Below are 26491 nucleotides of genomic sequence, written 5' to 3'. Positions count from 1 at the left end.
CCGGCGTCAAGCCTTCGGCTGCCGCGGCTTCCTGGGGCCCGGCGCAGAGCGGTGCCCCGTGGCCGCGTCCACGGCGTCGATCCACCCGGCGCGGGCCTCCGGAAAGGCGTCGGCGTAGGGCACGTAGGGCTTCAGGTCCAGCACCGGCGTGCCATCCAACAGGTCCACACCGCGCAGGCGCAGGGTGCGGCCTTCCACGGCCACCAGCTCTACGCAGGAGAGGCCGATGGGGTTGGGCCGGTGGGGTGAGCGCGTCGCCAGCACGCCACGCTTGGTCCGGGGCCCCCGGGGCGGCTGCACCAGCGGTGCCCAGCCTTCGCTGAGGTGGAAGGCGAAGAGAAGCCACACACGCTCGAAGCCTTCCAGGTCACGCAGCACCGACTCGGGCAGCGAGGGGTCCAGCTCCAGCGTGGCTTCGACGGGGGCGCCCGTCTCCGTGCCCTCGACCACCGTGGGCTGGTGGGGCGCGTCGATGCGCGTGGCGTAGGGCGAGCGCAGGATTCCGATGGGACGGAAGGTGAAGGATGCCATGCCCGAAGGGTAGCGCCCCGGCGGCCATCCTGGGCCCCGGCGGCTATGCTGGGGCCATGGACGCCCCCATCCACGCACGCCGGCCGGAGCCCATGAGGCACCTCACCGTCGCTGCCCTGCGCCTCGAATACCGCGACTTCCGCGCCTCCGCCGAAGGGCGGCCCACCCTGGTGCTGCTGCACGAGGGGCTGGGGTGCGTGGAGATGTGGCGGAGCTTCCCCGCCAGGCTAGCCGCGGCCACCGGATGCCGGGTGGTGGCGGGATCCCGCGCGGGCTATGGCTCGTCCGACCCCTACCCGGAACCGCGCACGCCCCGCTACCTGCACCGCGAAGCGGAGGAGGCCCTGCCCGCCTTCCTCGCGGCCCTGGGCATCGAGCACCCCGTGCTCATCGGCCACAGCGACGGCGGCAGCATCGCCCTGATCTTCGCCAGCACCTTTCCGGACGCGCCCCTGGGCGTGGCCGTCATGGCGCCGCACGCGTTCGTGGAGGAGGAGACTCTGGCGGGCCTGCGGGCGGCCCGGGAGGCCTGGGCCACCACCGACTGGCCGCGGAAGCTGGCCCGGTACCATGCGGACGCGCCCCGGGTGTTCTGCGAGTGGAACGACCTCTGGCTGTCGGCCCCGTTTCGGGACTGGAACATCGAGGCCTGCCTGCGCGACATCCGCTGTCCGGTCCTGGCCATCCAGGGCGAGGACGACGAATACGCCACCCTGCGGCAGGTCGACGTCCTCGCCGAGCAGGTGCCGGAGACGCGACTGCTCAAGCTGCCCCGGTGCGGACACGCCCCCCACCAGGACCAGGAGGCGCAGGTGCTTTCAGCGATGGCGGACTTCGTCGGCGAGCTGCCCCGGCGTTGAGGGCGGTTCACAACCGGGAGGTGGCGCCACCGCTGGAGGCTAGCGCCTTCAGGATCTCCACCACCTCGGCGGCGGACTGGGGCCGATCCTCGGGACGCTTCGCCATGAGCCGGGCCACCAGGAGGCCCAGGTCCGGAGGAAGGTCCGGCACGGCCTCGGCCAGGGCTGGCGGCGCCGCGTCCAGGTGCAGGGCCAGCAGTTCCTCGATGCGGGTGCTCTCGAAGGGCGGGCTTCCCGAACACAGCTCGAAGAGCATGATCCCCAGCGCGTAGAGATCGGCCCGGGCATCCACCCGTTCGCCGCGGATCTGTTCGGGGGACATGTATCGCGGCGACCCGATGAGGTTTTCGGCGTCCCCCGGCGCGGCACCCGCGGCCGGCGCGGCGAGACCGAAATCCATGATCTTGGCGTCGCCCCGGGTGTCGAACAGCACGTTCGCCGGCTTGATGTCCCGGTGGACCACGCCCACGAGGTGGGCCGCTTCCAGGCCCTCCGAGACCTGGCGGACGATGCGCAGCACGAGCGGCAGCGGGAGGCGTCCCCGCCCGTCCAGCAGCTCCCGGAGGGTGGTGCCGCGCAGGTATTCCATCGTCACGAAGGGAATGCCATCGCTCTCGCCGAAATCATGGATGCGGAGCACGTAGCGGTGGGTGATCCGCCGGGCCAGACGGATCTCCTGTTTGAGGCGATCCAGGAAGGCGGGCACCGAGGCCAAAGCTGGCCGGACCACCTTCAGGGCCACCTCCTCCTCGAGCTGCAGGTCGCGCACCTGTAGGACCACACCCATCCCGCCCCGGCCCAGCAGCCGTTCCACCCGGTAGCGGCCGGCGAAGGTCCCCCCGATCCGAAGCGGGCCGGGGAGTGGTTCGCCCGCCGGCATGGCTGCCGATGGCACCAGGTGCAAGGTGGCCTCGCCGTCGCGGGCCGGCGGGGAAGGCGCGGAAGGACGCTGAGTCGCGGCCAGCAGGGCCAGGAGTTCATCTTTGGCCTTCAGCTCCGCCACCATCGATTTGAAGGTCCGCGTCAGCACGCCCACCTCGTCCTGGCTGGGCACCAGGGCCAGGGGTCCGGGATGCTCCCCGGCCGCCAGGGCCTCTGTGGCTGTGGCGAGCTCCTTGAGCGGGGCCGTCACCTTCCGGGCCGAGCGCAGGCTGAGGCCCAGGGTCACGAGCAGCCCCACGGCCCCGGCGGCGAGGATGGCCCGCTGGAGATTGCGGAACGGTGCCAGCAAGGGATCCACGGGCATCAGCAGGACGTCGGCCATCTCCAGATCGAGGGCATTCACGCCCCGGATGGGGGAGACCAGGCCCAGGTAATTCAGCCCGCCCACCCGGAAGCGCAGCACGCCGGAGCCCTGGCCATCGAGGACCCGGCCCCGCACCGCCAGGAGGGACGGGTCCCGGGCCAGGAGGCGATCAAGCTCTTCGGACCCCTGGAGGGTGGCACCCAGGGTCTGGAAGCGGCTGAGCAGGACCAGGTGGGGCGCGGGATCGCCCCGCTGGGGCCCGGCCACGGCCATGCGGCGCAGGTCCAGGGCGATCCGGTCATCCACCCGCACACCCACGAGCATGGCCCCGAGCGCGCGGCCGCCGGGGGATCGCAGGGGTCGGGCCACCGCATGGTAGACCCCGGGACGATTCCCCCAGTCCACGCGAAGGAAGCCCCGGTAGGACGGCCCGGGATGACCGGCCGCCTCGGCGTCCTCGGGCGCCAGGGCCATCTGCAGGATCCCCGCCTCCGGAAAATCCGTGCGCCCGCCGGGGCCGGTGGTGGCCAGCAGGTTGCCGTCCGGCTTCACCACCAGGGCGAGGTCGGCCCCAAGGCGCGGCAGGTTGTCCGCCAACGTGTCCGCCAGGCTCGCAGAGGCGCCCGATTCCAGCGCCTGCTCCACTAGGGCGACGTTGCCCGAATATTCGGTGAAGACCTCCAGGCCCGCATCCAGCGACCGCCCCTGCTGTTCGAAGGCGCGTTCCACGACGTACCGTCCGGCGGAGAGGCTCGCGGCGGCCGTGGTCCGCGCGCCACGCTCCGCCTCGCTGTAGGCCACCCAGAGGATGAGCGCGATGAGGGCGGCGATGGCCGCCGCCTGCCGGAGGAAGAAGGTCCACGCCAGCGTTCGGTACCAGCTCATGGGCTGCGGCATCGGCCTTCCTTGGTCGGTGGCTATACTGGCTCGAATCTACCCCGGATGCCCAGCATGATTCGAGTCCCCGTGAACGGCCTGCCGACCTTGGCCTTGGCCCTGGCCCTGGCCGTCCCCCTGCTGGCGGGCGGTCTCGAAGGCCCCGTGCGGCTGCACGAGAAGGACGGCCGGATCCGCGCCTCCCTGAAGGACTGTGTGGCCATCCTGGAACCCATCGACGCGCCGGTGCCGCCGCCCGGACCCTCGAAGCCCGTGACCATCCGCACCCTGGGCAAGCAGTTCCGTCCCCGAGTCTCCCTGGCCACGCCCGGCACCAAGGTGGCCTTCCCCAACCTCGACCACATCCTGCACAACGTGTTCAGCGTCACCCAGGGCAACCGCTTCGACACGGGCCAGTACCAGCCCGGAGACGCGCCGAAGGTGACGGTGGCCCGGCCGGGCCTCGTGAAGCTCTACTGCAATGTCCACCATCAGATGAACGCCTTCCTCTGGGTGGTGACGACGCCCTTCGCCCAGGTGCTGGACGGCCGCGCCGGGGTGGCCTTCGATCGGGTCCCGCCGGGTACCTACCGGCTGCGCCTCTGGCACCCGGAATCCGGCGAGAAGGCCTGGACCGTGCGGATCGGCGCCGAGGTCACCCACGGCAGCTGGGACCTGGACCTGTCCCTGCCCGCCCTGGAGCCCCACAAGAACAAGTTCGGACAGGACTACCCGCCCCTGGCGGACGACCGGGCCTACTGATCAGAACCGCTTCTGCACCACCAGCATCGTCCGGGTGACCGTTTCCTCTGCGCCGTCCGTCCGCTGCCGGAGGACCACCAGCGTGGCGATCCAGTGATGGGGCAGCGGCAGGGACAGGTCGGCGCGGGGCCCACGCGCCCGCCGGTAGTACCACCATTCGTCCCCGTTCACCGGGTAGAGGGTGCCCGTGGAGGACAGTCGCTGCCAGGTGAGGGCGAGCTGGGGCCAGAAGACCCGCTCGCGGCTGCCCACGGCGACCTGGACCTCCTCCGACGTCTCGCCGGTCTCGCGGTTCCTGGCGCCGGACCACCCGGCTTCCACGGGCAGGATCGCGTGCCAGGTGCCCGAGGCCCCGGCCGCGTCCACCACCAGCCGCTGGCGGGCCGTCGGATCGTGGCCCGGCAACTGGCGAAGCCGCTCGCCGCCGGGATCCCAGGCCAGATCCCAGCGCCCGGCATGGGCCGTCCAGGACCAGGGCCCGGTGTCGACCCGAAGCACCAGCTGTCCCGCGGCGAGGTCCACGCGTCCGCCCAGGAGGTCGCGGACCCGGCCGGCCGCCACGCGAATACCCGCCTCCTCGAGCATGCCCCCGGCGCCCCGCAGCCCGAACCGCCCGCCGACGCCCAGGAAGCGGAGGTCCGGATCCCACAGCGCCTGGGGGGCCAGGAGGCCGCTGCCCTGGAGCCCCAGGCTCAGGGAGCCGAAGGCCCGCTCAGAGACCCACGACGCGATCCCCCGCGCCACATCCGCCTGGGTCCCGTTGGAAGGCTGCTGGTCCCAGCGGGCCGCGTTGAAGCGGTTGCCGTCGGAGCCCACGGCGGAGCGCGTGCCGGCCTCGACGCGTAGCGGGCCGGACTCCCAGGTCCAGCGGAGGCGCAGCTGCGCGTCCATGCGGTGGAAGGCCTCGTCCGGGGCCCCCGGAGCCGAAAGCTGGTCCCCCCGGAGTGTCAGTTCCCAGGCGGGCGCCCAAAGGTTGGTAGCCTCCGGGGCGAAGGGACTGGACTCCTGGGCCGCGAGGACCAGGGCCACCAGGGGGAGGATCCAGCAGAGCGGTCTCATCAGCCTCCGAAGGAAGCGGTCCTGGCGATGGTAGCCCACCCCGATCGTCCCCGAGGCACCGGAGGGCCTCTCATCTCCGGACCGGATCTGGAGCGCGCTCCCCCACACCCCACCCTGGACGCATTCGACCCCGGGCCCCGACTCAGGGACCCGCCCACGAACTGGAGGCATCCATGCCCCTGCACTTTGCCAGTCCCACGTTGCGTTCCCTCTCGACCGGCCTCCTCGGCGCGGCCCTGCTTGGCTTGGCGGCCTGCGGCGGGGGGGGTGGTGGCGGCACCAGCACCCCGCCCCCACCTCCGCCCACCTACCAGATCACCAGCCTCGTGGCGGACCAGGCCACGGCTGCCGCCACCACCACCGACGCCAACCTGGTGAACCCCTGGGGCCTGGCCTACGGTCCGACCACGCGGTTCTGGTTGGCCAACCAGGGCACGGCCACCGCCACGGTGTATGACGGGCTCGGCCAGATGCTGGCGACCCCCCTTGTGGTATCCGATCCCATCGTGGCGGGCCGCACCGTGGGCGGCCCCACGGGCATGGTGTTCAACGCCAGCTCCGGCTTCATGGGGGACCGCTTCATCATGGCCTCCCTGGACGGATGCATCTCCGGGTGGAGCACCGGGACCACGGTCACCCGCAGGGTGGACCACTCCGCCTCGGGCGCCATCTACACCGGGCTGGCCCAGGGCATCTCGGCCAGCGCGACCTACCTCTACGCCGCCAACCTGGCCGGGGGAACCGTCGACGTGTTCGACGCCGCCTATGCCCCCGTGACCCTTGGGACGGGCGCCCTGGTGGATCCGGCTCTCCCGGCCGGCTACTCGCCGTACAACGTCCAGGTGCTGGCTGGAAAGCTCTACGTGACCTACGCCCAGTACAGCGCCGGGAACCCGCGGGAGACCACTGGCACCGGACTTGGCATCGTGAGCGTCTTCAACCTCGACGGCACCTTCGTCCAGCGCCTCGCCACGGGCGGCTCCCTCAACGCGCCCTGGGGCCTCGCCCTGGCTCCGGCAGGCTTCGGTCCCTTCGGAGGCGCGCTGCTGGTGGGCAACTTCGGGGATGGGCGCATCACCGCCTACAACGCCGCCACCGGGGCCCTGATGGGACAGCTCAAGGGACCGGCGGGCACGCCCATTTCCGTCAGCGGTCTCTGGGGGATGGCCTTCGGCAATGACGCCTCGGCGGGGAAGTCCACCCAGCTCTACGTCGCGGCGGGTCCGCAGGGTCAGACCCACGGCCTCTTCGCCACCATCAGCTACGGCGCCACCGGAACGGGCGGCGGGACTGGCGGCGGCCCGTACGGCTACTAACCTTGACGGGAACATCTTCGAATCGGATGCTGGTCGTGACAGGGAGTCGGATGGGCAGCTGGGATCTCGCCATCGCGCTGGACCGATCCAATGCCGAGCCTCTGTACCTCCAGCTGGTGAAGGCCATCGAGGAGGGCATCCGCCACGGGCGCTTCAAGCCCGGGGATGCCCTCCCGGGGACCCGGGCCCTGGCCGAGCTCCTCGGCGTGAACCGGAACACCACCCTGGCCGCCTATCGCGAGCTCGAGGCCGAGGGCTGGATCGAGGCCTCCCCCGATCGCGGCACCTTCATCGCCCGGAACCAGCCTGTGGTCCTCGACGCCCCTGCGGGCATCGCCGCCCAGGACTCGGCCTCCTGGAAGCGGACCACGCCCCGGGAGGGCCCCTTCTTCCAGCCCGGAATGCCCGCACCGGAATCCTTCCAGCTTCTTCCAGACACCACGGATCTGCGGCTCACGCCCACCGATGCCATCCACCGCGCCTACGGCCGGGTGCTGCGCCTGCATCCGGAGCGCCTACTCCAGCCCGGCTGGGATCCCCGGGGCCTGCTGGACCTGCGGAACTCGCTCTGCAAGATGCTGCGCGACCTGCGCGGCCTCTCGGTGGAAGCGGGCAACCTCCTGCTCACCCGGGGCCTGATGAGCACGCTCAATCTGGTGTCGCGGGTGCTCTTCGCGCCCGGGGACGCGGTGGCCGTGGAGAACCCCGGGCAGTTCCGGGTGGCCGAGGCCTTCCGGGCCGCCGGCGTCCGGCTCTTCGCGGTGCCCGTGGACGCTCACGGCCTGGATGTGGAGGCCCTCGAGCTTCTCCTGCGTCGGGAACCCATCCGCCTTCTCTACCTCACCACGGCGCCCCAGCAGCCCACCCAGGTGAGCCTCGACCCCGCCCGGCGCCAGCGGCTGCTGCAGCTGTCTGAAGCCCACGGCTTCCGCATCCTGGAGGGCGACCCGGCCCTGGGCTTCCACCGCGAACGCAACCCACGGCTCCCGCTCGCCAGCGAGGATCCCAAAGGCCGCGTACTCTACTTCAGCAGCTTCGAGCAGATCCTCGCCCCGGGCCTGCAGGTGGGTTTCCTGGCGGGCGAGGCGGGTCTCATCAAGACGCTGGCCCAGCAGCGGCAGCTGGTGGACTGGCCCGGCAACCTCGTGCAGGAGGCCACCATCGAGGAGACCCTGCGCGACGGCGAGATCGTGCGGCACCTGCGGCGGGTGCGGAAGCTCACGGACGAGCGGCGGGAGACCATGGTGGATCGCCTGCTGCTCCACCTCCACCCCGCCATCTCCGTGAAGAACCCCCGGGAAGGCCTCTCGCTGTGGGTCCGCGTGGCCGAGGACGTGCCCCTCGAGGCCTGGACCGAGCGCTGCCTGGCCCACGGCGTTGTGGTCTACCCGGGGAGCCTGTACGACCTCCACCACCAGCCCGTGCCCTATCTGAGCCTGGGTTTCGCCGCCCACGACCTGGACGAACAGAACGAGGCCTGCCGACGCATGGCTCTGGCCCTGGCCGAGGTCAGAGGCAGCTGACGGCTACCATGGCTGCATGAACGACCAGGATCAGCGACCCCCGCGCCGCCCCCGCTACAAGGGCACCCACCCCCGGCGCTTCGAGGAGAAGTACAAGGAGCTAGCGCCGGAGCGCTACGCCGAGGAGCAGGCCAAGGTGGCGGCCCGGGGGCACACGCCCGCCGGCACTCACCGGTCGATCATGGTGGACGAGATCCTCGAGGCGCTGGCGCCCAAGCCGGGTGAGGTCGCCCTGGACGCCACCCTGGGCTACGGCGGCCATGCTCGGGAGATCTTGACGCGGCTCCAGCCCGGCGGGCGCCTCGTAGGCCTGGACGTGGATCCCCTCGAGCTGCCCCGCACCGAGGCGCGGCTGCGGGCCCTGGGCTTCGACGATACCGCGCTGGTCGTGCGCCGCACCAACTTCGCCAGCCTCGCCAAGGTGGCGGCGGAGCTCGGTCCCTTCGACCTGGTGCTGGCGGACCTGGGCGTGTCCTCCATGCAGATCGACAACCCGGCCCGCGGCTTCACCTGGAAGGCGGAGGGGCCCCTGGACCTGCGCCTCAACCCCCAGAAGGGCCGCCCCGCCGCGGACCTGCTCGCCACGCTGGACGCGCCGGCCCTGGCGGAGCTACTGGCGGAGAACGCCGACGAGCCCCATGCGGTCGCCATCGCCCAGGAAGTGGCGGGCCGGGAGATCCGCACCACGCGCGACCTCGCGGAGGCCATGCGGGCAGCCCTGCGAGACCTCGGCGATGAGGAGATCAAGAAGGCCCTCCAGCGCACCTTCCAGGCCCTGCGCATTGCCGTGAACGATGAGTTCGGCGTGCTGGACCGCTTCCTGGCCCAGCTGCCCGGCGCCTTGAAGCCCGGCGGCCGCGTGGCGATCCTCACCTTTCACTCCGGCGAGGACCGCCGCGTGAAGAAGGCCTTCCAGCAGGGCCTCCGGGAAGGCCTCTACGCGGAGGCCGCGCCCGAGCCCCTCCGCGCCTCGCCCGAGGAGCGCCGCGCCAATCCCCGCTCCACCAGCGCCAAGCTGCGCTGGGCCGTGCGGGCGTCCTGAGTCAGCGGGCCGAAGCCGCCAGCCGCCCCAGCTCCAGCGCGAAGCGGGGCCTGCTGCATCAGGCCCTCCGGGTTCCAGGCAAGGTCGTAGCGGTCCGAGGGCCGGTGGTAGCGTTGCATGAAGGGGAAGTGGTCCGAGCGCAAGCGGGAACGATCAGGTTGTCCAAAGCAAGTGAGCATCGGCCCTCAACCTTCCCGGCGGCTTCTGCGTAACATGCCTGGACCCCTCAGGAACCCGGAGAGCCGTATGCGCCTGCTTCCCTTCTTCGCCACCGCCATTGTCGTGGCGGCTTCCGTCAGCGCCACGGCGCAGATCGACGCCCGGCTGATGCGCTATCCCGATGTGTCGGCGACGCAGATCGTCTTCACTTACGCCAACGACCTGTGGATCGCCCCCAAGACCGGGGGCATGGCCCAGCGGCTGTCCACGCCCAAGGGCGAGGAGTCCTTCGCCCGCTTCTCGCCGAACGGCCGGGAAGTGGCCTTCAGCGGCAACTACGACGGGAACCTGGATGTCTACACCCTGCCCGTGGTTGGCGGTGTTCCCACGCGGGTCACTCACCACCCCATGGCCGACCGCATGGTGGACTGGACTCCCGATGGGAAATCCATCCTGTTCGCCTCCGGCATGGAATCCGGTAAGGATCGCTTCAACAAGCTCTTCCTCGTGCCCAAGGACGGCGGCCTGCCGAGGGCCCTCCCTCTGCCCTACGCCGAGTTCGGCGCCCTGTCCCCGGACGGGAAGATCCTGGCCTACCAGCCCATCAGCACGGACTTCCGCACCTGGAAGCGCTACCGCGGCGGCATGGCCTCGGAGATCTGGTTCTACGACCTGGAGAAGAAGACCGCCAGCCGCCTGCCCAGCGAAGGTGGTTCCAACGACTCCCAGCCCATGTGGCACGGCGGGAAGCTCTACTTCCTGTCGGATCGCGATGGCGTGAAGCGAGCCAACATCTGGTCCTACGATCTGGCCACGAAGGCCTTCCAGCAGATCACCTTCTTCAAGGACTACGACGCCCACTTCCCGGCGGTCGGCCCCTCGGACATCGTGCTGGAGGCCGGCGGCCAGCTCTACCGCATCGAGCTGCCCTCCGAAAAGCTCGTGGAGGTGAAGGTCGAGGTGGTGACAGACCAGGCCACCTTGAAGCCCCGGGAAGAGAACGCCAGCAAGCTGCTGAAGAATCCCACGCTGTCTCCCCAGGGCAAGCGCGCGGTCTTCGAGGCTCGCGGCGAAGCCTTTTCCGTGCCTGCAGAGAAGGGCTATGTGATCAACCTCACGCGCACACCCGGTGCCGCGGAGCGCTTCCCCGCGCTGTCCCATGACGGGAAGCAGATCGCCTACTTCAGTGACCGCAGCGGCGAGTACGAGCTGTGCGTGCGGCCCGCGGACGGTTCCGGCCAGGAGCGCCAGGTGACACACCTGGGTCCGGGCTTCCGCTACCGCATCTCCTGGTCCCCGGATGGCAAGCACGTGGTCTTCGCGGACCAGGCCATGCGGATCAACCTCTGCAACCTGGAGACCGGCAAAGTACAGGCGGTGGACAAGGGCCTCTACATGTTCGAGAACCCCCTGGAGGAATTCCGCGCCAGCTGGTCCCCCGACGGCCGCTGGTTCGCCTACCCCTGCGACACCGCCAACCGCAACCGGGTGATCGCCCTCTACGACACCCGGACCGGCCAGCGGCATGAGGCGACGTCGCCTTTCTACAACGCCGAGGATCCGGTCTTCGATCCCGAGGGGAAGTATCTCTTCCTCACCACCGGCCAGCAGTTCAGCCCCACCTACAGCGACGTGGATGGCACCTGGGTCTACGCCGCCACCACCCGCCTCGCCGCCCTCCCCCTCCGCAAGGATGTGGCCTCGCCCATGGCTCCCCGCAACGATGCGGATGAGGCGGAGGGCGCAAAGGACGAGAAGAAGGAGGACAAGAAGGAGGAAGGCAACGGCACGGACAAGAAGGACGGAGACAAGAAGGATGCCGGCAAGAAGGAGCCGACCAAGCCCGTGGAGATCGACCTCGAGGGCCTGGAAGCCCGCATGGTGCTGCTGTCACCGACTGCCGGCTACTACTCAGACCTGGCTGCAGCGAAGGGCAAGCTGGTCTACCGCCGCGCCGCCCAGCTGAACCCCATGGGCGAAACCAAGGCAACCCTATACACCTACGATCTGGAGCAGCGCGAGGAGAAGGCCGTGCTGGCGGACGTGGACGGCGCTCTCCTCAGCGGCGACGGCAAGAAGGTGCTGGTGAACCGGAAGCAGGAGTACGCCCTCATCGACCTCAAGCCCGACCAGAAGTTCGAGAAGAAGTTGCCGACGGGCGAGCTGATGATGACCGTCGATCCCCAAGCCGAATGGCAGCAGATCTTCAACGACACCTGGCGCCTGGAGCGCGACCTGTTCTACGACCCGGGCATGCACGGGGTGGACTGGAAGGCCCAGAAGGCCCGCTACGAGAAGCTGCTCAAGGACTGCGTCACCCGCGAGGACGTGAACTTCGTCCTGGGCGAGCTCATCGCCGAACTGAACGCCTCCCACGCCTACCGGGGCGGCGGTGACCAGGAGGTGCCAGCCAAGCTGGGTGTGGGCCTGCTGGGCGCGGATTTCGCCTTGGAGAACGGCGCCTTCCGCATCAAGACCATCCTCCGTGGCGCCGACTGGGATGCCCAGGTCCGAGGCCCTCTGGCCCAGCCGGGCCTGAAGGTGAAGGAGGGCGACTACCTTCTGGCCGTGAACCGCAACCCCCTCGATACCCACACAGATCCCTGGGCGGCCTTCCAGGGCCTGGCCGGCAAGACCGTGCTCCTCACCGTCAATGACAAGCCCTCCCTGGACGGTGCCCATGAGGTGACGGTGGACACGCTGGTCAATGACTACCAGCTGCGTTACTGGGCCTGGATCGAGGCCAACCGGAGGTACGTGGAGAAGGCCTCGCATGGCCGCATCGGCTACATCTACGTGCCTGACACGGGCATCGGCGGGCAGAACGACCTGGTGCGCCAGTTCCGCGGCCAGTGGGACAAGGCGGGCCTGATCATCGACGAGCGCTTCAACAGCGGCGGCCAGATCCCCGACCGCTTCATCGAGATGCTCGGGCGCAAGACCCTCAACTACTGGGGCGTGCGCGATGGCAAGGACTGGCAGTGGCCCCAGATCGCCCACGCGGGCCCCATGGCCATGCTCATCAACGGCTGGAGCGGCTCCGGCGGAGACCTCTTCCCGCACTACTTCCGCCAGGCCGGCCTCGGCCCCCTCATCGGCCGCCGCACCTGGGGCGGACTCATCGGCATCAGCGGCGCCCCCGCCCTCATCGACGGTGGCGGCGTGACCGTGCCCACCTTCGGCATCTACTCCAAGGAAGGCAAGTGGATCGTCGAAGGCCACGGCGTGGACCCCGACATCGAGGTGATGGACGATCCCGCGCTGCTGGCCCAGGGCAAGGACCCCCAGCTGGACCGGGCCATCCAGGAAGTGGAAGCGGCTATCAAGAAGCAGCCTGCCGCCACCCGCAAGCCCGCGTATCCGAACCGCGCCAACTGAGGCTTTCCACACCTGCGCCCCGCGACCGCGGGGCGCAGCCTTGTACCGCTAGAAGATCTCCTGGAAGAAGTCCTTCATGTGCTGCCAGCTGCGACGGTGGGCGGCCTCGTTGTAGGCGGCGCCCTTCGAGTTGTCGCTGCCCGCCTCCTTCTGGGTGAAGGCGTGCACGGCACCGGCGTAGGCCACGAACACGTAATCCGCCTTGGATGCCCGCATCTCGTCCTGGAAGGCCGCCACGTCCTTGGCGGGCACGAAGGGATCGTCCGCCCCGTGGCAGACCAGCACCTTGGCGGAGATGGGACCGGGCTTGAAGTCCGCCGGCACATCCAGGCCGCCGTGGAAGGAGACCACGCCCTTCACGGGCAGGCCCGCCCGGGCCGCTTCCAGCGCACCCGTGCCGCCGAAGCAGAAACCGATCACCGCCACGCGGCTGCCGTCCACGCCCTTCTGGGCCTTGAGCGCGTCGAGGGCCGCGGCGATGCGGCGCCGGTAGAGGGCCCGGTCGCCCCTGTACTGGCCCGCCAGCTTGCCGGCCTCGGCGGTGTTCGCGGGCCGCACGCCCTCGCCATAGATGTCCGCCGCCAGGGCCACGTAGCCCAGCTTGGCCAGGTTGTCCGACACCTTGCGTTCATGGTCCGTGAGCCCCATCCACTGGTGGATGACCACCACGCCGGGCACCTTGCCCTTGGCGGCAGAGGGCTTGGCCAGGTAGCCCGCCAGCTTCGTGGCGCCATCGGCATAGGTGAGCGGCTGGCCCCCGAACATGGGCAGAGCGGCGAGGGAGAGGGCGAGGGCGGCGGATCGCATGGTGCCTCCGGCTGGGAGACCGATCCTATAGCTGTTTGAACTGGAATTCCAGGCCGGAGGTCCACCGGCCGAAAAGAAGGGGTGGTCCTTTCGCGGCCCCTCCGCGGAACCGGCCTCTCAGGACCCGAGCATGGCAAACTCCCTCCTTTCCGACATCGAATGTGAAACCCAACGGCGGCTGACCGATCAGCTCTTCAGGAACGCCCCCTTCACCTGGGCCGCGCATCTGGTCAACGCCGCCCTGCTGGCCGGGGTGAACGCCACCCAGGACACCCCGCCGTGGGTGGCCGCGGGCTGGTGGGCGCTGATTGCTGCAGCGGGCACCGCCCGCTACGCGCTGGCCCGGCACCACGCCATCTCTCCGAACGCTGAAACGCCCCTCGCCTGGCAGCGGCGCTATGTGCGGGCGACGGCCTTCCTGTCCGCCAGCTGGGGCGCGGGCGCCCTCCTGTTCGTGTTCACCGGCGGCGAAGGGGCGCGGTTGTTCACGGGCCTGGTGGTGGCCGGGATGGTCGCCGGCGTGGTGCCGCTCCTGGTCTCCGTCCCGGCGGCCCTCCAGGCCTTCGTGGGGCTGGCCGGCCTGCCCATGGCGGCCGCGGTCCTGATCAAGGCCCACACCCCCGTCCAGTGGGCCTTCGGGTTCATGAGCCTCGTCTTCATGGGCTACATCCTCTCGGGAGCCAAGCACCTGCACAGGATGCTCGAGGTCTCGATCCGGCTGGGCCTGGAGCAGGGCCGCCTCGCCGAGAGCCTCGAGCAGGCCCACGCGGCCGCGGCCCGGACCCTCACGGAACGGAAGGACCTGGAAGAGGCCATGCGCCGGGAGCGGGATTTCGCGGAAGGGCTGATCGACACGGCCCAGGCCATCGTCATCGTCCTCGACCTGGAGGGGCGGATCCTCCGCTTCAACCGCTTCATGGAGGAGCTCTCGGGCTACGCCCAGTCTGAGCTCCAGAACGCTGACTGGTTCGCCATCTTCCCGCTGGAAGCGGAGCAGAGCGAGGCAAGGGCACGCTTCCAGGAGGCGGTGGCCGGAGGGAGGAGCACCGCGAACACCAGCGGGATCCTGGCCCGGGACGGGCGGAGGATCCTGGTGGAGTGGCACGATAAGCCCCTGAGGGATGCCGACGGCACCATCATCGGCCTGCTGGCCCTCGGCCAGGATGTCACCGAGCGGGAGAGGCTGGCCGAATCCCAGCGGCTCCTGTCCGCGGCAGTCGAGCAGAGCATCGCCTCCATCGTCATCACCGATACCCACGCCGACATCCAGTTCGTCAATGCGGGCTTCACCCGGTCCACGGGCTACACGCTGGCGGAATCGATCGGCCAGAATCCCCGCATCCTCAAGTCCGGCCACACCCCCCCGAAGACCTTCGAGGACATGTGGGCCGCCCTCAACCGAGGCCTCCCGTGGGAAGGGGAACTGGTCAACCGGAAGAAGAACGGCGAGGAATACTGGGAACTGGCGCGCATCTCCCCCGTGGTGGATGTCGGCGGGCGGACGACGCACTACCTCGCCGTCAAGGAGGACATCACCCAGCGCAAGGCCATGGAGGAGGAACTGCAGCGCCTGGCCACCACGGATCCCCTCACGGGGGTGGCCAATCGCCGCCGCTTCCTCCAGGAGATGGACATGGAGTTGGCGCGTCATAAGCGCTTCCAGAAACCCGCGGCCTTCCTGCTGCTGGATCTCGACCACTTCAAGCGGGTGAACGACACCTACGGCCACGCCACCGGGGACCTCGCGCTCAGGCACCTCGCGGAGTTGGCCCGGATGCGGCTGCGGCGGCTGGACCTCTTCGGCCGCCTGGGTGGGGAGGAGTTCGGCATCCTGCTTCCCGGCACCGGCGAGGCGGGCGCCGTGGCCTTTGCGGAACATTTCCGGCATCAGGTGGCGCACACGCCGGTCCCATCCGGCGCGGGGCCCATCACCCTGACCGTGAGCCTCGGCCTGACCACCTTCGATCCGGGCGACGCCGATCCGGATGCCATCCTGGCCAGGGCCGATGCGGCCCTCTATCGCGCCAAGGAGGGTGGCCGGAACCGGGTGGCGTCGAATCCAGCCGCTCAGCGCCCCGTGCTGCCGTAGCCGCCGCCCCCGCGCCCGGTGTCGCCCAGGGCTTCGACGCTGGGTTCGGGGAGCCAGGTCCAGCTCTCCACCGGGGCCACCAGGAGCTGGGCAATGCGCTCGCCGCGGCGCAGCTCGAAGGGGGCCTCGCCGTGGTTGATGAGCAGTACCTGCACCTCGCCCCGGTAGTCGGCGTCAATGGTGCCGGGCGCGTTCAGCACCGTGAGGCCGTGCCGCAGGGCCAGGCCTGAGCGGGGCCGCACCTGGCCCTCGAAGCCCTGGGGAATGGCCAGCACCAGTCCCGTGGGCACCAGCCGCCGCTGGCCGGGGGTGATCTCCCACCGATCGCCCTCGGGGATTGCGGCCCGCAAGTCCATGCCCGCCGCATGCGCCGTGGCCGCTTCCGGCAGATCGAGGCCAAGGCCGTGGGGGAGTTGGTGGACAGGAATGCGCATCCAAAAAGATTCAGCGCAAGGGCGCGGGGGTGCAAAGGGAAATCGGCCTCCCTCTCACGCCCAGGCCGGTTCCTTGGCTGGATCCTCCAGGCTGAATACACTCGAAGGGCTGTCCCGGGCGTTCTGGGCTGTCCTTAGCTCGGGGGGGTGTTGGTCTTGGTTGGCCGCCGGTGGATCTCGTCCATGCTTCTGCTGGCCTCGCTCTCGACGGCCTTCGTGGCCTGCAAGCGGGAAGATCCACAAATCCTCGCCCTGACGGCGAAGGCGTCCCAGGCCGACGAGGCCGCGCAGCAGCTCCGGCAGGCCTGGAGCGAGCAGTTCCGGAGGCTCGGCCTGGCCGGGGTCGGGGACCTCCGGTTCGCGGCCGATCCCCTGCTGCTGACCGAAGACCAGAAGCAGGCCCTCGAGGCGCGGCTCCGGATCGAGAAGGACACCTCCCGCCAGGGCCTGCTCCGGGAGATCCTGCAGAAGGATGCAGAGCTCCGAGCCCTCAACGATCACCTGGTGGAGCTCAAGGCCGCCCTGCCTGCGCCGGAAATCGCAAGGCCCAATGACAGCCACTACGGGCTGGCGCTGCGGTTCCTCAAGAGTCACGGGCTCTCAGACGCAGAAGCCAGAAAAGCCCTGAGCCGCGTGATCATCTCGGAGCGCCTCGCCCCGGGCTTCGAGGTCTACCACTTCTACGCCAACGGCGGATACGGCACCTGGGTCTCGCAAGGCATGGCCTCGATCGCCCCCCGTAGCCTCGCCCGGCAGAATCCGAATCCGCTCATCGGCGAGCGCGACCAGGCCGTGGCTGTCGGCCGCCAGCTCCAGCGGGATCTGCAGGCCCTGGAGAGTCAAAAACTGGACATCGAACAGGAGATCGCCGCCATCCAGGCGGAGCGGGCGCTTGTCCTCGAAGGGCAAGCCCGCCTTCAGTCCGAGAATGCCGAGCAGCTCGCCCGGCTGAACTCTCTGCACTACCTCGTCGGCGTGCAAGACGCGCTTGAGAGGGCGGGGATCATCGAGGTCCCCCTGTTTGGCAAGGACCAATCGGGTCGCACCTGGCGCGACGCCGCGTTCACCCAGAACCTGGATCTCCGGTCCGGCCGCACCATCCTAATCCGGGCCCAGGATCTCGGCCTGCGCCATATCGCCAAGGTGAGCGTCGTCCCCGGGTCCTACACCCAGGGCGAGCACTACCGCCTATCCCTAAGCACCGATCGGCAGACCGCCACCGTGGAACTGCTTTCCCTGCCCCGTTTCAAGAACGACAAGGTGGTGTTCGCCGTCGCGGAGTGACCGCCAGCTGGGATACCATGGTGGCTTGCGCGTTCTGCCGAGCAGTCATCAGTCCCCCGGGCGGGATTCGGTCGAACCACCTGCGAGCGTGTCGGGTTCCCCTTGAACCGGGCCTGTCTCGACTCTGACCTCCTGGAACCCCCATGTCCTCCCTTCTCGGCCACGCCCTCGCGGGCCTCACCATCAGCGCAGCCTTCACCAAGGGCCGGCCCCCCCGCCGGACCTGGGCGTTCGCCATGGCCTGCGCGCTGGCGCCGGACCTGGACTGGTTTACGGGATTCCTTCCGTTCCTGGATGGCACGAGCCTCTCCCACCGGGGGATGAGCCACTCCCTGATCGCCGCCGTACTCATCGCCACCGGGGCCATGCTGATCGGTTTCCGGTCCGAGCTCCGCAACCCGCGTCCTTGGGCCTGCCTCCTTTCAGCGGCCTTCTCCCATGGCCTGCTGGATGCCTGCACCTTCGGCGGAACCGGCGTGGCCTTCCTGCTGCCGTTCTCGAAGGCCCGGTTCGTCTGCGTCTGGCAACCCATCTTCGTGTCGCCGATCCCCCTCTCCGGGAAGCTGTTCGACTGGCTGCTGTTCTCCCTGGGCACTGAAGTCGTGTGGATCGGGATCCCGGCCCTGCTGGTGTTCAGTGCGCCCCGGGCCTTCCAGTGGCTCCGCCTGCGCAAGCGCTCCGAGGAAACACCCTGATCCGGCCGCTCAGCGGCCCTTCACCAGCTGCCCGCAGGCCCCCTGCACATCCCGGCCCCGGCTGCGGCGGACGGTGACGAAGCAGCCCCGGGCCTTCAGCCACTCGGCGAACTGCTGCACGCGGTCCTCGCCGGGCTCGCGGAAGGCGCTGGCAGCATGCTCGTTCATGGGGATGACGTTCAGGTTGTGACCGCTGCGCAGGTCGCCCAGCCAGTCGGCAAGACGCTGGGCGTCGGCCTCGGTGTCGTTCTCGCCGGCGATGAGCACGTACTCGAAGCAGAACCTCTCGCCGCGCTTGGGGCCCCAGTCGTCCAGAGCCTGCCGCAGCCGCGCTAGGTTCCACACGCGGTTCACGGGCATGGTGCGGCTGCGCGCCTCGTCCGTGGTGGCGTTGAGGCTGAGGGCCAGCAGCGGCCGGGGCTCCAGCTTCGCCAGCTTTTCGATGCCGCTTACCAGGCCCGAGGTACTCACGGTGATTCGGTTCTTCCCCAGGCCCAGGCCCGCCGGGTGGCACATGAGGCGGATGGCGTGATGCAGATGGTCGAGATTGTGCAGGGGCTCGCCCATGCCCATGAACACGAGCGTGAGCTCGTGCCCGCGGTCGGGCCCGAGGGCCGACATCAGCGCCAGCACCTGGCCCAGGATCTCGCCGGGCTGGAGGTTGCGCAGGATGCCCATGCTGCCCGTGGCGCAGAAGGTGCAGCCCATGGCGCAGCCCACCTGGCTGGAGATGCAGTAGGTCACCCGCGGATTCCGCACCTTGCGCGGCATGTGGACGGCTTCGATGCGCTTGCCGTCCGCCAGCTCCAGGGCCAGCTTGGTGGAGCCGTCCGCCGAGGGCTGGCGCTCGGCAAGGCGCGGCAGGCGCAGGTCCGCCACGCCCTCCAGCCAGCGGCGGATGCCCGAGCCCAGGTCCGGCGCGCCGTCCTGCCAGGTCCAGGGCCGGTGCAGGCGCTTGAACGTCTCCAGGGCGCTGCCGGGGCAGCCGAGCGCCGCCAGGTCCTCCGGGAACAGCGACCACGCCGAAGGCATCCCCTCCCGCTCGGGGGCGGGGCGATCCCAGGGCATGGGCGCGGCGTTCGTCATGCCTCCAGTCTATCGGCCCGGCCGATCTCTCACGCCCGAGCCAGGCGCGGGCGGGTCCCGGGCAGCACGAGGAGGTTCCCCGCCAGGCACAGGCCGACGCCCAGGGCCAGGCCCCAGTGCCACCGCAGGCCTTCCATGGCCGTGGAGAGGGCCAGGGCCACCACGGGGATGGCGACCATGGCGTAGCCCGCCCGGCCCGCGCCGATGCGACCCACGAGCGTGAGGTAGGCGCCGAAGGCCAGGATCGACCCGAACACGGCCAGGAAGGCCAGGGAGCCCAGGTAGTGGAGCGAGGCGTCGAAGGTGAAGGGCCGGCCCGCCAGCGCGCAGTAGAGGGCCACGAAGGCCGCGCCGTAGGCCATGCTCACCGCGTTGCCCTGCATGACCGGGATGCCGTGCCGCTGGTTGCGCTGGGAGACCAGGTTGCTGAGGCTGGCGGCCACGGTGCCGCCCAGGGCGAGGCCCAGCCCCGCCTGGAGGGACCCGGCGCCGAACCCCGCGCCCGGCAGGCACACCAGGCCCACCCCGGCGATGCCCAGCGCCACCCCGGCGAGGGCCTTCCGCGCCACCGGCGTCCCGAAGAAGACCCGCGCGCCAAGGAGGTTCAGAATGGCCAGCAGGGAGAAGATCACCGCCATGAGGCCCGAGGGGATCCGCTGCTCCGCGAGGTAGACGCAGACGTAGTTGATCCCGAACATCAGGGCGCCCTGGAGGGCCAGCCAGCCGTGCTCCCGCCGTGTGAACCGGAGCTTTAGCCCCCGCAGAAGGCACCAGGCCGCCAGCAGGAGGGCGGCGAGGGCGAAGCGGTAGACCACGGAGACTTCGGGCGCCACCCGCCCGTACTGGAAGGTGATGGCGATCCAGGTGGACCCCCAGATCAGCACGGACACAAGGTAGAGGGACAGATCGTTCATGGAGCCTCGGATTCAGAGCGGCGCGCCAGGAGCAGCGCCGCTGCGGACGCGGAGAAGACAGAGTAGTCGAGGGGTTCCTTGGGGCCGAAGGACACCGCCATGGCGAGGCCGAAGACGGCCAGGAGGGCCGCGCTGGCCAGGGCCACGACGCGGGCCGCCCGGCCCCGCAGCGGCAGGAGCAGCGCCAGGCCCAGGCTGGCTTCCGCGACGGTGGCCGCCCAGGCCAGGAAGGGGATGGTGCGGGCCGGCATGAAGCTGTTCACCTGCGCGGTGTACTTAATGAAGTTGGCGAAGGTGCCGTAGCCCCGGCCCGGCCCCCACCACCCGAACCGGGAGGCGATGCCCGAGAGGAAGGCCAGGCCCAGGGTCCACCGCGCGTAGTGGCGCGCGTAGCGGGGGGCCCAGCGGTCGAAGGCGCGGGAGGCGGGGCTGGTCATCAGGCCCTGGCCGCCAGGTCCGCGTGCTCGGCCTGGTAGGCCTCGTAGGAGGTGGGAGTCCAGCCCTTGCGGTTCATCTTCCAGGCGTTCTCGATCTTCTCCCAGCCCACGTGAGCGTAGTAGTCCCGGGCCAGGGGCGCGGCTTGGAGCACCCACTGGATGCCCTCGCCCAGGCCCACCGCCAGGTCCAGCAACTGGCGTCCCACGCCGGCCTTCTGGAAGGCCGGATGCACGGCGAGGTCACAGACATAGCCATCCCAGACGAAGTCCGTCCAGCCGCGCAGCAGGCCCACGAGGCGGTCGCCGTCGTAGGCGGAGATCACCACGTTCGAGTCCTCGAACATGCGGCGGATGCGCTCGGGATCGTGGATGGGCCGGCGCAGGGGCGCGGCGGCGTAGAGGGCGCGGATGGCCTCCACCGGCGGGATCCGGTCGAGGCGGTAGGTCAGGGCGGCGCTCATGCCGGCACCCCCGGAAGATCAGGCTGCAGGCCCACGCCCAGGCGGTTCCAGGCGTTGATGAGGGCGATGGCGTAGGTGAGGTCCACCAGTTCCTGCTCGGTGAAGTGCGCGCGGGTGGCGGCGTAGAGGGCGTCGTCCACCCCGTGGCGGCCCAGCTCCGTCAGCGCCTCGGTCCAGGCCAAGGCCGCCTGTTCCCGGGGCGTGAACACGGGTGCCTCGCGCCAGCCGCCCACGAGGTTCAGGCGCCGCGGGGACTCGCCAGCCTCCAGGGCGGCGGTGGCGTGCATGTCCATGCAGTAGGCGCAGCCGTTGAGCTGGGAGGCCCGCAACTCGACGAGGTTGAGGAGGCCGTGGCCCAGGCTGGATGCCCGCACGTGCCGGACGACCTGGAGCAGGCCCTGGTAGCCGGCCGGGGCGAGCTCGGGATGGGGTTTCGAGGTACGCATGGAGCTTCCGGGGCCGGGTGGCCACCACCAGGATCGGGTCACATGGACTATTGAAAAGATCCATTTCTGTCATTACAACTAGACCATGCGTCCCTGGGCCTTCCCCATCGCCCTCCAGCCCGGAACCTCCCGCGAGCCGGTCTTCCAGCAGATCGCCCAGGCCATCCGGGGCGACATCCGGCGCGGCCGGCTTCGGCCCGGGGACGCCCTGCCCGGCTCCCGGAGTCTGGCCCAGACCCTGGCCGTCCACCGGAACACCGTGCTGGCGGCCTACCGGGAGCTGGCGGCCGAAGGCTGGACGGAGGCGGAGGCGCGCACGACCTGCGTGGCCCGGGACCTGCCTGAAGCCCCGCCTGCCCCAGCAAGGGTTGAGTGCGGCCTGGGCTACGCTCTGGAACCGCCACCCCCGGGCCCGGCGCGGCCCAACCTCAGGGCGCAGACGCCAAGGCCCCTCGATTTCGGTGGCGGATTGCCGGACTTGCGCCTGGTCCCCACGGATCTCCTGGCCAGGGCGTACCGCAGGGCTCTGGAGCTGCCGGGCCTGCTCGGGTACGGCGACCCCCGCGGCGAACCACGGCTTCGCGCCGCCCTGGTCCGAATGCTGTCCGGGATGCGAGGTTTGGCGGCGGCGGAGGATTGCCTGATGGTGACCGGAGGCAGCCAGGGGGCACTGGATCTGGTGGCCCGCACGATCCTCCGGCCCGGGGACCGCGTGGCGGTGGAGGATCCCGGCTACCCGGCGGCCTGGGCCACGCTCCGGGCAGCGGGGGCGGAACTGGTGCCCGTGCCCGTGGACGAAGTCGGTCTGCAGGTGGAGGCCCTGACGGCGCGGCTCCAGGAGGGCCGCGTTCGGGCTGTGTACCTCACGCCCCACCATCAATTCCCGACCACCGTCACCATGAGCGCCCCACGGCGCCTCCGGCTCCTCGAACTGGCAAGGCAAAACCGGGTGGCCATCCTCGAAGACGACTACGACAACGAGTTCCATTTCGAAGGCCGGCCCGTGCTGCCCCTGGCGGGAGACGATCCAGGCGGCGTGGTGATCTACCTGGGAACCCTGTCCAAGATCCTTGCCCCGGGACTCCGGATCGGCTTCGTCTCCGGGCCCCGGGCCCTGGTGGATGCCCTGGCGGCCCGCCGCGCCACCACGGACGGCCAAGGCGACCACGCCCTCCAACGGGCCGTGGCGGAACTGCTCGAAGATGGCCTCCTCCAGCGCCATGCCCGAAAGATGCGCCGCATCTACCTCTCCCGCCGCAACGCCCTCTCAGAGGCCGTCCAGCGGCACCTGGGCGGGATCGCCACCTTCGATCTGCCGCCCGGGGGCATGAGCCTGTGGCTCAGCGTGGACCCCTCCCTGGACATGGAGGCCTGGGCCGACCGGGCGCAGCGGGCGGGCGTGGCCGTCTACACGGGCCGCCGCTTCGACTTCCATGGCCGCCCTCGCCCGAACCTGCGCCTGGGCTTCTCCGCCCTGGGCGAGACCGAACTCGAGGAAGCCGTGCGGCGCCTGGCCTTGGCCCTGCCCAGGTAGGTTCGGAGGCGTCTTTCCCCCACCTCCTGTCCATTCATGTCTTTTGGGATTTCATTTATTTGTCGGCCAATTCTTGATAAATGAACAGTGTCCATTATATTGAACAGTGTTCATTATGACCTCTCCTTCCCGACGCAACCAACAGCGACTCCACCTCCGCCGCGCGATCCTGGAGGCGGCGAGCAGGGCTTTCGCCGACAAAGGCTACGAGCAACTCTCGATGCGCAAGCTGGCGGCTGAATTGGAGTGCTCGCCCGGCACGCTCTATCTCTACTTTCGGGACAAGGACGAACTGCTGCGCGGCGTTGTCGAAGAAAGCTTCGCAGATCTGCTGAAGACGCTGCGCGCCATCCCGGACGAGGGGGATCCCGTCCGCCACCTGAAGATGAAACTGCGAGCGTACATCGAGTTCGGGCTGCGGAATCCGAACCACTACCAGTGCGCATTCATGCTTCCACCGCCCGACACCGGTGAGCGCCCCTACAAGCCTCACCCGGCTTTCGATGAACTGGTGCAAGGGCTGAGGACGTGCGTCGAGGCTGGCTTGCTGCCGGAAATGGACCTGGAGATGACAAGCCAGGTGATTTGGTCCTGCATCCATGGACTGACGGCGCTGCTAATCGCGAGGCCGGCGTTCCCCTGGGTCGTACAGGACAACTTGATCGATGGCCTGATCGAGACCGCGACAGCCGGCATCGCACGCCCTGCTGCAACCCAAACGGAAGGAGCGCGCCATGGGATCTCCCGTACCAGGGCCCGAACATAGGATGGCGGAAACAGCAGGCATGGGGTCGCGCGCCTGGCTGCTGCCAGCCACGGCTGGGGCGTTGCTGCTGATCGCGAACGGCCGCAATTCCGTGCCGCTGGCCGCATGGCTCGCACCTTTCTTTTTGTTGCGCTTCACACGTGGAGGACGCGCCCGGGTGCGTCTGCCGGCCGCCTTCTCGATGCTGTTTATCTCATGGCTGTTCCAGTTTCGCGGAATGGTCCCCGCGCCGAGGCCCATTCTCATCGCGGTCGCGGCAACGTACTCGCTGGCCTTGCTCGTGCCCTATCTGGTGGACCGCGCACTGACGCCCAAACTTCCTGCCGCATGGGCCACGCTGGTGTTCCCAGCGGCCTGGGCCGGAACGGAATACCTCATGACCCTCGCCTCGCCGTACGGCAGTTGGGGTGCGATGGCCTACTCACAGTTCAGCGACTTGCCGCTGATGCAGCTTGTGTCTGTCACCGGGCTGGCCGGGGTCACCTTCCTCATGGGATGGTTCGCTTCCGCGATGAACCTGGCCTGGGCGCACGGCCGGAGTTGGCGTAGGGCTCGCAAGCCGGTGGCCCTGTTCGCGGCGACGCTTGCTGCTGTGCTCATGGGCGGCGGCATCCGCGTGGCGTTCTTCCCTCCGGATGCACCAACCGTGAGAGTGGCATCGATGAACCGCCGCGACGTCGGCAGCGCACCGTCCAAAGATCTGGAGAGACGCCTCCTGCGGAATCAGCCGTTGACGGATGTGGAAGTGGGCCTGCTGCGTGACAACGGGCGTACAGGCACCGACGATCTGCTGGCACGAACCTCACGCGCGGCTGATGCCGGCGCAAACATCATCTTCTGGAATGAGACCGCAGGGGATGTCTTCAAGGAAGACGAACCGGCGCTGATCGCCCAGGCTCAACAGTTGGCGAGTCGTAAACAGATCTACCTCGGGCTCGCACTGGGCGCATGGCAGCGAGGGGCCCGGAAGCCGCTCGAGAACAAGCTCGTGCTCATCGCGCCGGATGGGCGGATCGCGTACGAGTACTGGAAGGCGCGCCCGGTGCCCGGGGATGAGAAGAACCTGACAAGCCAGCTCGATGGCAACATCAAAACGGTGCTGACTCCGCATGGGCGCCTGGGTTCGGCCATCTGTTTCGATCTGGATTTCCCGCAACTGCTGGCCCAGGCGGGAAGGCTAGGTACGGATGTCCTGCTTGCGCCATCCAACGACTGGCGGGACATCGATCCCTGGCATACGCACATGGCCACCTTCCGGGCGGTGGAGCAGGGCTTCAACCTCGTGCGCCAGACTCGCAGCGGCCTGTCGATGGCCGTGGATTATCAAGGGCGCGCACTGGCACAGATGGACGACTTCGGCTCGCCTGACCGGGAGATGACGGCCTACGTGCCCACGCGCGGCGTCCGCACCGTGTACTCGCGCATCGGTGACGCCTTCGCCTGGGGATGCCTGTTCGGCCTGGCGATGCTGCTTTTCGCCATCAGGAATCGGTCCTGACGGATCAGGCCACCAGGTCCCTCGGGCGGATTTCCGCGCCCCGGCGGGTGCCGAGGGCGCTGAGGCCCAGCTGGGCGGGGTCGAGGAGGTCCTGGGCCACGCGGAGCAGATCACCGGCCGTGACGGCCTCGATCTCGGCCATCTGCTGGTCGAGGCTGCGCAGCTCGCCCTGATGGATGGCCTGGTGGGCCAGGTTGAACATGCGGCTGCTGCTGCTCTCCTGGCTGAACACGAGGCTGGTGCGGGCCTGCAGCTTGGCGCGGTCCAGCTCGTCGGCCTGCACCCCCGCCTCGCGGATCCGGGCGCACTCGATCATGGTGCGCTGCACCAGCTCGCGAAGCTGGGCCGGGGCGCAACTGGCGCTGATCTGAAGCGCGCCGGTATCGGCGTACGGGCTCAGGTAGCTGCCCACCTGATAGCAAAGTCCCCGGCGCTCCCGCAGCTCCATGAACAGGCGGGAAGCCATGCCGCCACCCAGCACGTGGCTTAGCAGATGGGCAGCGGCACGATCCGACGAACGGTGGTCCGGTGCGGGAAAGCCCATGACGAGGTTCGCCTGTTGGAGATCCTTCCGGGGCACGTTCAGCACGAAGGGTCGGGTGCGGGCCGGGGGAGTGGGCGCATGGTCGGTTCCCTTGGGGAGGCGGTCCAGGATGGGTTTCAACAGATCCATGAACGGGCCAGTCTCGATGGCACCAGCGGCCGCCACCACCAGGTTTGGCGCCCGGTAGGTGTGGTCGAAGAAGGCCCGGGCCTCCGCCGGGCCGTAGGTCGACACCTGGTCACGGAGACCCAGGATGGGATGCGCCAGGGGCGTGCCTTCCCAGAAGCCCCCATAGAAGAGCTCGCTCACCCAGTCGTCCGCCTGGTCTTCGCTTTGCGCGATTTCCTCCAGGATGACGTTCCTTTCCCGGACCAGCTCTTCCGCATCAAAGCGCGGCGCCGTGACCAGTTCCCCCAGCAGGTGCACCAGCTCCGGCAGCTGATCCGCCAGCACCTTGCCATAGAAGCAGGCGACTTCCTTGCCGGTGAAGGCATCCACATGGCCGCCCAGGCGGTCCGTGGCCGCAGCCAGTTCATCGGGCGTGGGGTAGGCCTCCGTGCCCTTGAAGACCGTGTGCTCCAGGAAGTGGGCCAGGCCCTCTTCGGCCGGTCCCTCATGCCGTGACCCCCGCCGCACCCAGAACCCCACCGCGCAGCTCCGCACGTGGGAGATGGGTTCGATCAGGATCTCGGTGCCTTCGGGGGTGAGGGTGCGGAGGAGTTCGGTCATCCCTCCAGTTTACAG

At 69.5% G+C, this 26491-nt stretch carries 23 protein-coding genes; 12 read left to right on the top strand and 11 right to left on the bottom strand.

All coding sequences use genetic code 11. The features are described from left to right. Positions 1 to 6: 6 nt before the first annotated feature. Entirely contained in the window at positions 7 to 531 is a 525-nt protein-coding gene (tsaA, locus tag NOV74_RS09395) for a tRNA (N6-threonylcarbamoyladenosine(37)-N6)-methyltransferase TrmO (RefSeq protein WP_257311460.1), read from the bottom strand. Here tsaA and NOV74_RS09390 point away from each other — a divergent pair. Further along, on the top strand, positions 525 to 1391 hold the full coding sequence (locus NOV74_RS09390) for an alpha/beta fold hydrolase (protein ID WP_257311457.1): 867 nt from the start codon (positions 525 to 527) through the stop codon (positions 1389 to 1391). The two genes, tsaA and NOV74_RS09390, sit on opposite strands and share 7 nt — an antisense overlap. A 7-nt stretch (positions 1392 to 1398) precedes the next feature. Here NOV74_RS09390 and NOV74_RS09385 read toward each other — a convergent pair whose 3' ends face one another. Continuing rightward, entirely contained in the window at positions 1399 to 3534 is a 2136-nt protein-coding gene (locus tag NOV74_RS09385; protein WP_257311455.1) for a serine/threonine-protein kinase, read from the bottom strand. Positions 3535 to 3588: 54 nt separating this feature from the next. Here NOV74_RS09385 and NOV74_RS09380 point away from each other — a divergent pair, with 54 nt between their 5' ends. After that, entirely contained in the window at positions 3589 to 4275 is a 687-nt protein-coding gene (locus NOV74_RS09380; protein ID WP_257311452.1) for a cupredoxin domain-containing protein, read from the top strand. Here NOV74_RS09380 and NOV74_RS09375 read toward each other — a convergent pair whose 3' ends face one another. After that, positions 4276 to 5334, bottom strand: a complete 1059-nt coding sequence (locus NOV74_RS09375) for a hypothetical protein (protein ID WP_257311449.1) — start codon at positions 5332 to 5334, stop codon at positions 4276 to 4278. A 173-nt stretch (positions 5335 to 5507) separates the two neighbouring features. Between NOV74_RS09375 and NOV74_RS09370 the strand changes: the two genes are divergently transcribed. The 4 genes from NOV74_RS09370 to NOV74_RS09355 all read left to right on the top strand — a co-directional run bounded on the left by NOV74_RS09370 (position 5508) and on the right by NOV74_RS09355 (position 12752). Further along, positions 5508 to 6650, top strand: a complete 1143-nt coding sequence (locus tag NOV74_RS09370; protein ID WP_257311446.1) for a TIGR03118 family protein — start codon at positions 5508 to 5510, stop codon at positions 6648 to 6650. Positions 6651 to 6700: 50 nt separating this feature from the next. Beyond that, positions 6701 to 8173: an aminotransferase-like domain-containing protein gene (locus NOV74_RS09365; protein WP_257311443.1), complete on the top strand. Its 1473-nt coding sequence runs from the start codon at positions 6701 to 6703 to the stop codon at positions 8171 to 8173. Between the two features lie 16 nt (positions 8174 to 8189). Then, complete coding sequence (gene rsmH / locus NOV74_RS09360; RefSeq protein WP_257311441.1) at positions 8190 to 9215, top strand: 16S rRNA (cytosine(1402)-N(4))-methyltransferase RsmH; 1026 nt, start codon at positions 8190 to 8192, stop codon at positions 9213 to 9215. Positions 9216 to 9461: 246 nt separating this feature from the next. Further along, positions 9462 to 12752: a S41 family peptidase gene (locus NOV74_RS09355; protein ID WP_257311438.1), complete on the top strand. Its 3291-nt coding sequence runs from the start codon at positions 9462 to 9464 to the stop codon at positions 12750 to 12752. 48 nt (positions 12753 to 12800) lie between these two features. On the opposite strand, the gene NOV74_RS09350 is transcribed toward NOV74_RS09355, so the two are convergent. Next, entirely contained in the window at positions 12801 to 13559 is a 759-nt protein-coding gene (locus NOV74_RS09350) for a dienelactone hydrolase family protein (RefSeq protein ID WP_257311433.1), read from the bottom strand. 130 nt (positions 13560 to 13689) lie between these two features. Between NOV74_RS09350 and NOV74_RS09345 the strand changes: the two genes are divergently transcribed. Next, positions 13690 to 15648 (top strand): sensor domain-containing diguanylate cyclase, encoded by a 1959-nt coding sequence (locus tag NOV74_RS09345; RefSeq protein WP_257311430.1) that lies wholly within the window; start codon positions 13690 to 13692, stop codon positions 15646 to 15648. On the opposite strand, the gene dut is transcribed toward NOV74_RS09345, so the two are convergent. Beyond that, positions 15627 to 16082: a dUTP diphosphatase gene (dut, locus tag NOV74_RS09340; RefSeq protein ID WP_257311428.1), complete on the bottom strand. Its 456-nt coding sequence runs from the start codon at positions 16080 to 16082 to the stop codon at positions 15627 to 15629. The genes NOV74_RS09345 and dut overlap by 22 nt on opposite strands. Positions 16083 to 16265: 183 nt before the next feature. Between dut and NOV74_RS09335 the strand changes: the two genes are divergently transcribed. Together NOV74_RS09335 and NOV74_RS09330 are read left to right on the top strand one after the other, a co-directional pair. Further along, positions 16266 to 17366 carry a hypothetical protein gene (locus tag NOV74_RS09335; protein WP_257311425.1) on the top strand — a complete coding sequence of 367 codons (1101 nt, stop codon included), beginning with the start codon at positions 16266 to 16268 and terminating at the stop codon, positions 17364 to 17366. A 143-nt stretch (positions 17367 to 17509) separates the two neighbouring features. Further along, positions 17510 to 18061 (top strand): metal-dependent hydrolase, encoded by a 552-nt coding sequence (locus NOV74_RS09330; protein WP_257311422.1) that lies wholly within the window; start codon positions 17510 to 17512, stop codon positions 18059 to 18061. 9 nt (positions 18062 to 18070) lie between these two features. Here the strand turns inward: NOV74_RS09330 and rlmN are convergent, their stop codons facing one another. Genes rlmN through NOV74_RS09305 form a run of 5 tightly spaced genes read right to left on the bottom strand, consistent with a single transcriptional unit; the run spans position 18071 to position 21405 of the window. After that, positions 18071 to 19147: a 23S rRNA (adenine(2503)-C(2))-methyltransferase RlmN gene (rlmN, locus tag NOV74_RS09325; protein WP_257311419.1), complete on the bottom strand. Its 1077-nt coding sequence runs from the start codon at positions 19145 to 19147 to the stop codon at positions 18071 to 18073. A 29-nt stretch (positions 19148 to 19176) separates the two neighbouring features. Continuing rightward, on the bottom strand, positions 19177 to 20061 hold the full coding sequence (locus tag NOV74_RS09320; protein WP_257311416.1) for a DMT family transporter: 885 nt from the start codon (positions 20059 to 20061) through the stop codon (positions 19177 to 19179). Beyond that, on the bottom strand, positions 20058 to 20498 hold the full coding sequence (locus NOV74_RS09315) for a hypothetical protein (RefSeq protein WP_257311413.1): 441 nt from the start codon (positions 20496 to 20498) through the stop codon (positions 20058 to 20060). Before NOV74_RS09315 ends, NOV74_RS09320 begins: the two co-directional genes overlap by 4 nt. Continuing rightward, a complete protein-coding gene (locus NOV74_RS09310; RefSeq protein WP_257311411.1) occupies positions 20498 to 20959 on the bottom strand; it encodes a GNAT family N-acetyltransferase in 462 nt (153 codons plus the stop codon). Before NOV74_RS09310 ends, NOV74_RS09315 begins: the two co-directional genes overlap by 1 nt. Continuing rightward, positions 20956 to 21405: a carboxymuconolactone decarboxylase family protein gene (locus NOV74_RS09305; RefSeq protein WP_257311408.1), complete on the bottom strand. Its 450-nt coding sequence runs from the start codon at positions 21403 to 21405 to the stop codon at positions 20956 to 20958. Before NOV74_RS09305 ends, NOV74_RS09310 begins: the two co-directional genes overlap by 4 nt. Before the next feature lie 85 nt (positions 21406 to 21490). On the opposite strand from NOV74_RS09305, the gene pdxR reads away from it, so the two are divergent. The 3 genes from pdxR to NOV74_RS09290 all read left to right on the top strand — a co-directional run bounded on the left by pdxR (position 21491) and on the right by NOV74_RS09290 (position 25203). Continuing rightward, the gene (gene pdxR, locus NOV74_RS09300; protein WP_257311405.1) at positions 21491 to 22939 is read left to right on the top strand and encodes a MocR-like pyridoxine biosynthesis transcription factor PdxR; all 1449 of its coding nucleotides are present in this window, start codon (positions 21491 to 21493) and stop codon (positions 22937 to 22939) included. A 115-nt stretch (positions 22940 to 23054) separates the two neighbouring features. After that, positions 23055 to 23705, top strand: a complete 651-nt coding sequence (locus NOV74_RS09295) for a TetR/AcrR family transcriptional regulator (RefSeq protein ID WP_257311403.1) — start codon at positions 23055 to 23057, stop codon at positions 23703 to 23705. Position 23706: 1 nt separating this feature from the next. Then, complete coding sequence (locus NOV74_RS09290) at positions 23707 to 25203, top strand: nitrilase-related carbon-nitrogen hydrolase (protein ID WP_257311400.1); 1497 nt, start codon at positions 23707 to 23709, stop codon at positions 25201 to 25203. A 4-nt stretch (positions 25204 to 25207) separates the two neighbouring features. On the opposite strand, the gene NOV74_RS09285 is transcribed toward NOV74_RS09290, so the two are convergent. Then, a complete protein-coding gene (locus NOV74_RS09285) occupies positions 25208 to 26476 on the bottom strand; it encodes a M16 family metallopeptidase (RefSeq protein WP_257311397.1) in 1269 nt (422 codons plus the stop codon). Between the last annotated feature and the right edge of the window lie 15 nt (positions 26477 to 26491).

The organism is Geothrix fuzhouensis (assembly GCF_024609325.1).
GTDB lineage: Bacteria > Acidobacteriota > Holophagae > Holophagales > Holophagaceae > Geothrix > Geothrix fuzhouensis.
This window is presented reverse-complemented; position numbering and strand designations above follow the sequence as displayed.

What these genes read in the sequence shown, in the direction of transcription:
- tsaA (WP_257311460.1), bottom strand. Translation starts at nt 531, where the DNA reads ATGGCATCCTTCACCTTCCGTCCCATCGGAATCCTGCGCTCGCCCTAC.
- NOV74_RS09295 (WP_257311403.1), top strand. Translation starts at nt 23,055, where the DNA reads ATGACCTCTCCTTCCCGACGCAACCAACAGCGACTCCACCTCCGCCGC.
- NOV74_RS09345 (WP_257311430.1), top strand. Translation starts at nt 13,690, where the DNA reads ATGGCAAACTCCCTCCTTTCCGACATCGAATGTGAAACCCAACGGCGG.
- NOV74_RS09385 (WP_257311455.1), bottom strand. Translation starts at nt 3,534, where the DNA reads ATGCCGCAGCCCATGAGCTGGTACCGAACGCTGGCGTGGACCTTCTTC.
- NOV74_RS09350 (WP_257311433.1), bottom strand. Translation starts at nt 13,559, where the DNA reads ATGCGATCCGCCGCCCTCGCCCTCTCCCTCGCCGCTCTGCCCATGTTC.
- rsmH (WP_257311441.1), top strand. Translation starts at nt 8,190, where the DNA reads ATGAACGACCAGGATCAGCGACCCCCGCGCCGCCCCCGCTACAAGGGC.
- pdxR (WP_257311405.1), top strand. Translation starts at nt 21,491, where the DNA reads ATGCGTCCCTGGGCCTTCCCCATCGCCCTCCAGCCCGGAACCTCCCGC.
- NOV74_RS09370 (WP_257311446.1), top strand. Translation starts at nt 5,508, where the DNA reads ATGCCCCTGCACTTTGCCAGTCCCACGTTGCGTTCCCTCTCGACCGGC.
- NOV74_RS09335 (WP_257311425.1), top strand. Translation starts at nt 16,266, where the DNA reads ATGCTTCTGCTGGCCTCGCTCTCGACGGCCTTCGTGGCCTGCAAGCGG.
- NOV74_RS09380 (WP_257311452.1), top strand. Translation starts at nt 3,589, where the DNA reads ATGATTCGAGTCCCCGTGAACGGCCTGCCGACCTTGGCCTTGGCCCTG.
- NOV74_RS09290 (WP_257311400.1), top strand. Translation starts at nt 23,707, where the DNA reads ATGGCGGAAACAGCAGGCATGGGGTCGCGCGCCTGGCTGCTGCCAGCC.
- NOV74_RS09315 (WP_257311413.1), bottom strand. Translation starts at nt 20,498, where the DNA reads ATGACCAGCCCCGCCTCCCGCGCCTTCGACCGCTGGGCCCCCCGCTAC.
- dut (WP_257311428.1), bottom strand. Translation starts at nt 16,082, where the DNA reads ATGCGCATTCCTGTCCACCAACTCCCCCACGGCCTTGGCCTCGATCTG.
- NOV74_RS09390 (WP_257311457.1), top strand. Translation starts at nt 525, where the DNA reads ATGCCATGCCCGAAGGGTAGCGCCCCGGCGGCCATCCTGGGCCCCGGC.
- NOV74_RS09305 (WP_257311408.1), bottom strand. Translation starts at nt 21,405, where the DNA reads ATGCGTACCTCGAAACCCCATCCCGAGCTCGCCCCGGCCGGCTACCAG.
- NOV74_RS09355 (WP_257311438.1), top strand. Translation starts at nt 9,462, where the DNA reads ATGCGCCTGCTTCCCTTCTTCGCCACCGCCATTGTCGTGGCGGCTTCC.
- NOV74_RS09285 (WP_257311397.1), bottom strand. Translation starts at nt 26,476, where the DNA reads ATGACCGAACTCCTCCGCACCCTCACCCCCGAAGGCACCGAGATCCTG.
- rlmN (WP_257311419.1), bottom strand. Translation starts at nt 19,147, where the DNA reads ATGACGAACGCCGCGCCCATGCCCTGGGATCGCCCCGCCCCCGAGCGG.
- NOV74_RS09365 (WP_257311443.1), top strand. Translation starts at nt 6,701, where the DNA reads ATGGGCAGCTGGGATCTCGCCATCGCGCTGGACCGATCCAATGCCGAG.
- NOV74_RS09330 (WP_257311422.1), top strand. Translation starts at nt 17,510, where the DNA reads ATGTCCTCCCTTCTCGGCCACGCCCTCGCGGGCCTCACCATCAGCGCA.
- NOV74_RS09310 (WP_257311411.1), bottom strand. Translation starts at nt 20,959, where the DNA reads ATGAGCGCCGCCCTGACCTACCGCCTCGACCGGATCCCGCCGGTGGAG.
- NOV74_RS09375 (WP_257311449.1), bottom strand. Translation starts at nt 5,334, where the DNA reads ATGAGACCGCTCTGCTGGATCCTCCCCCTGGTGGCCCTGGTCCTCGCG.
- NOV74_RS09320 (WP_257311416.1), bottom strand. Translation starts at nt 20,061, where the DNA reads ATGAACGATCTGTCCCTCTACCTTGTGTCCGTGCTGATCTGGGGGTCC.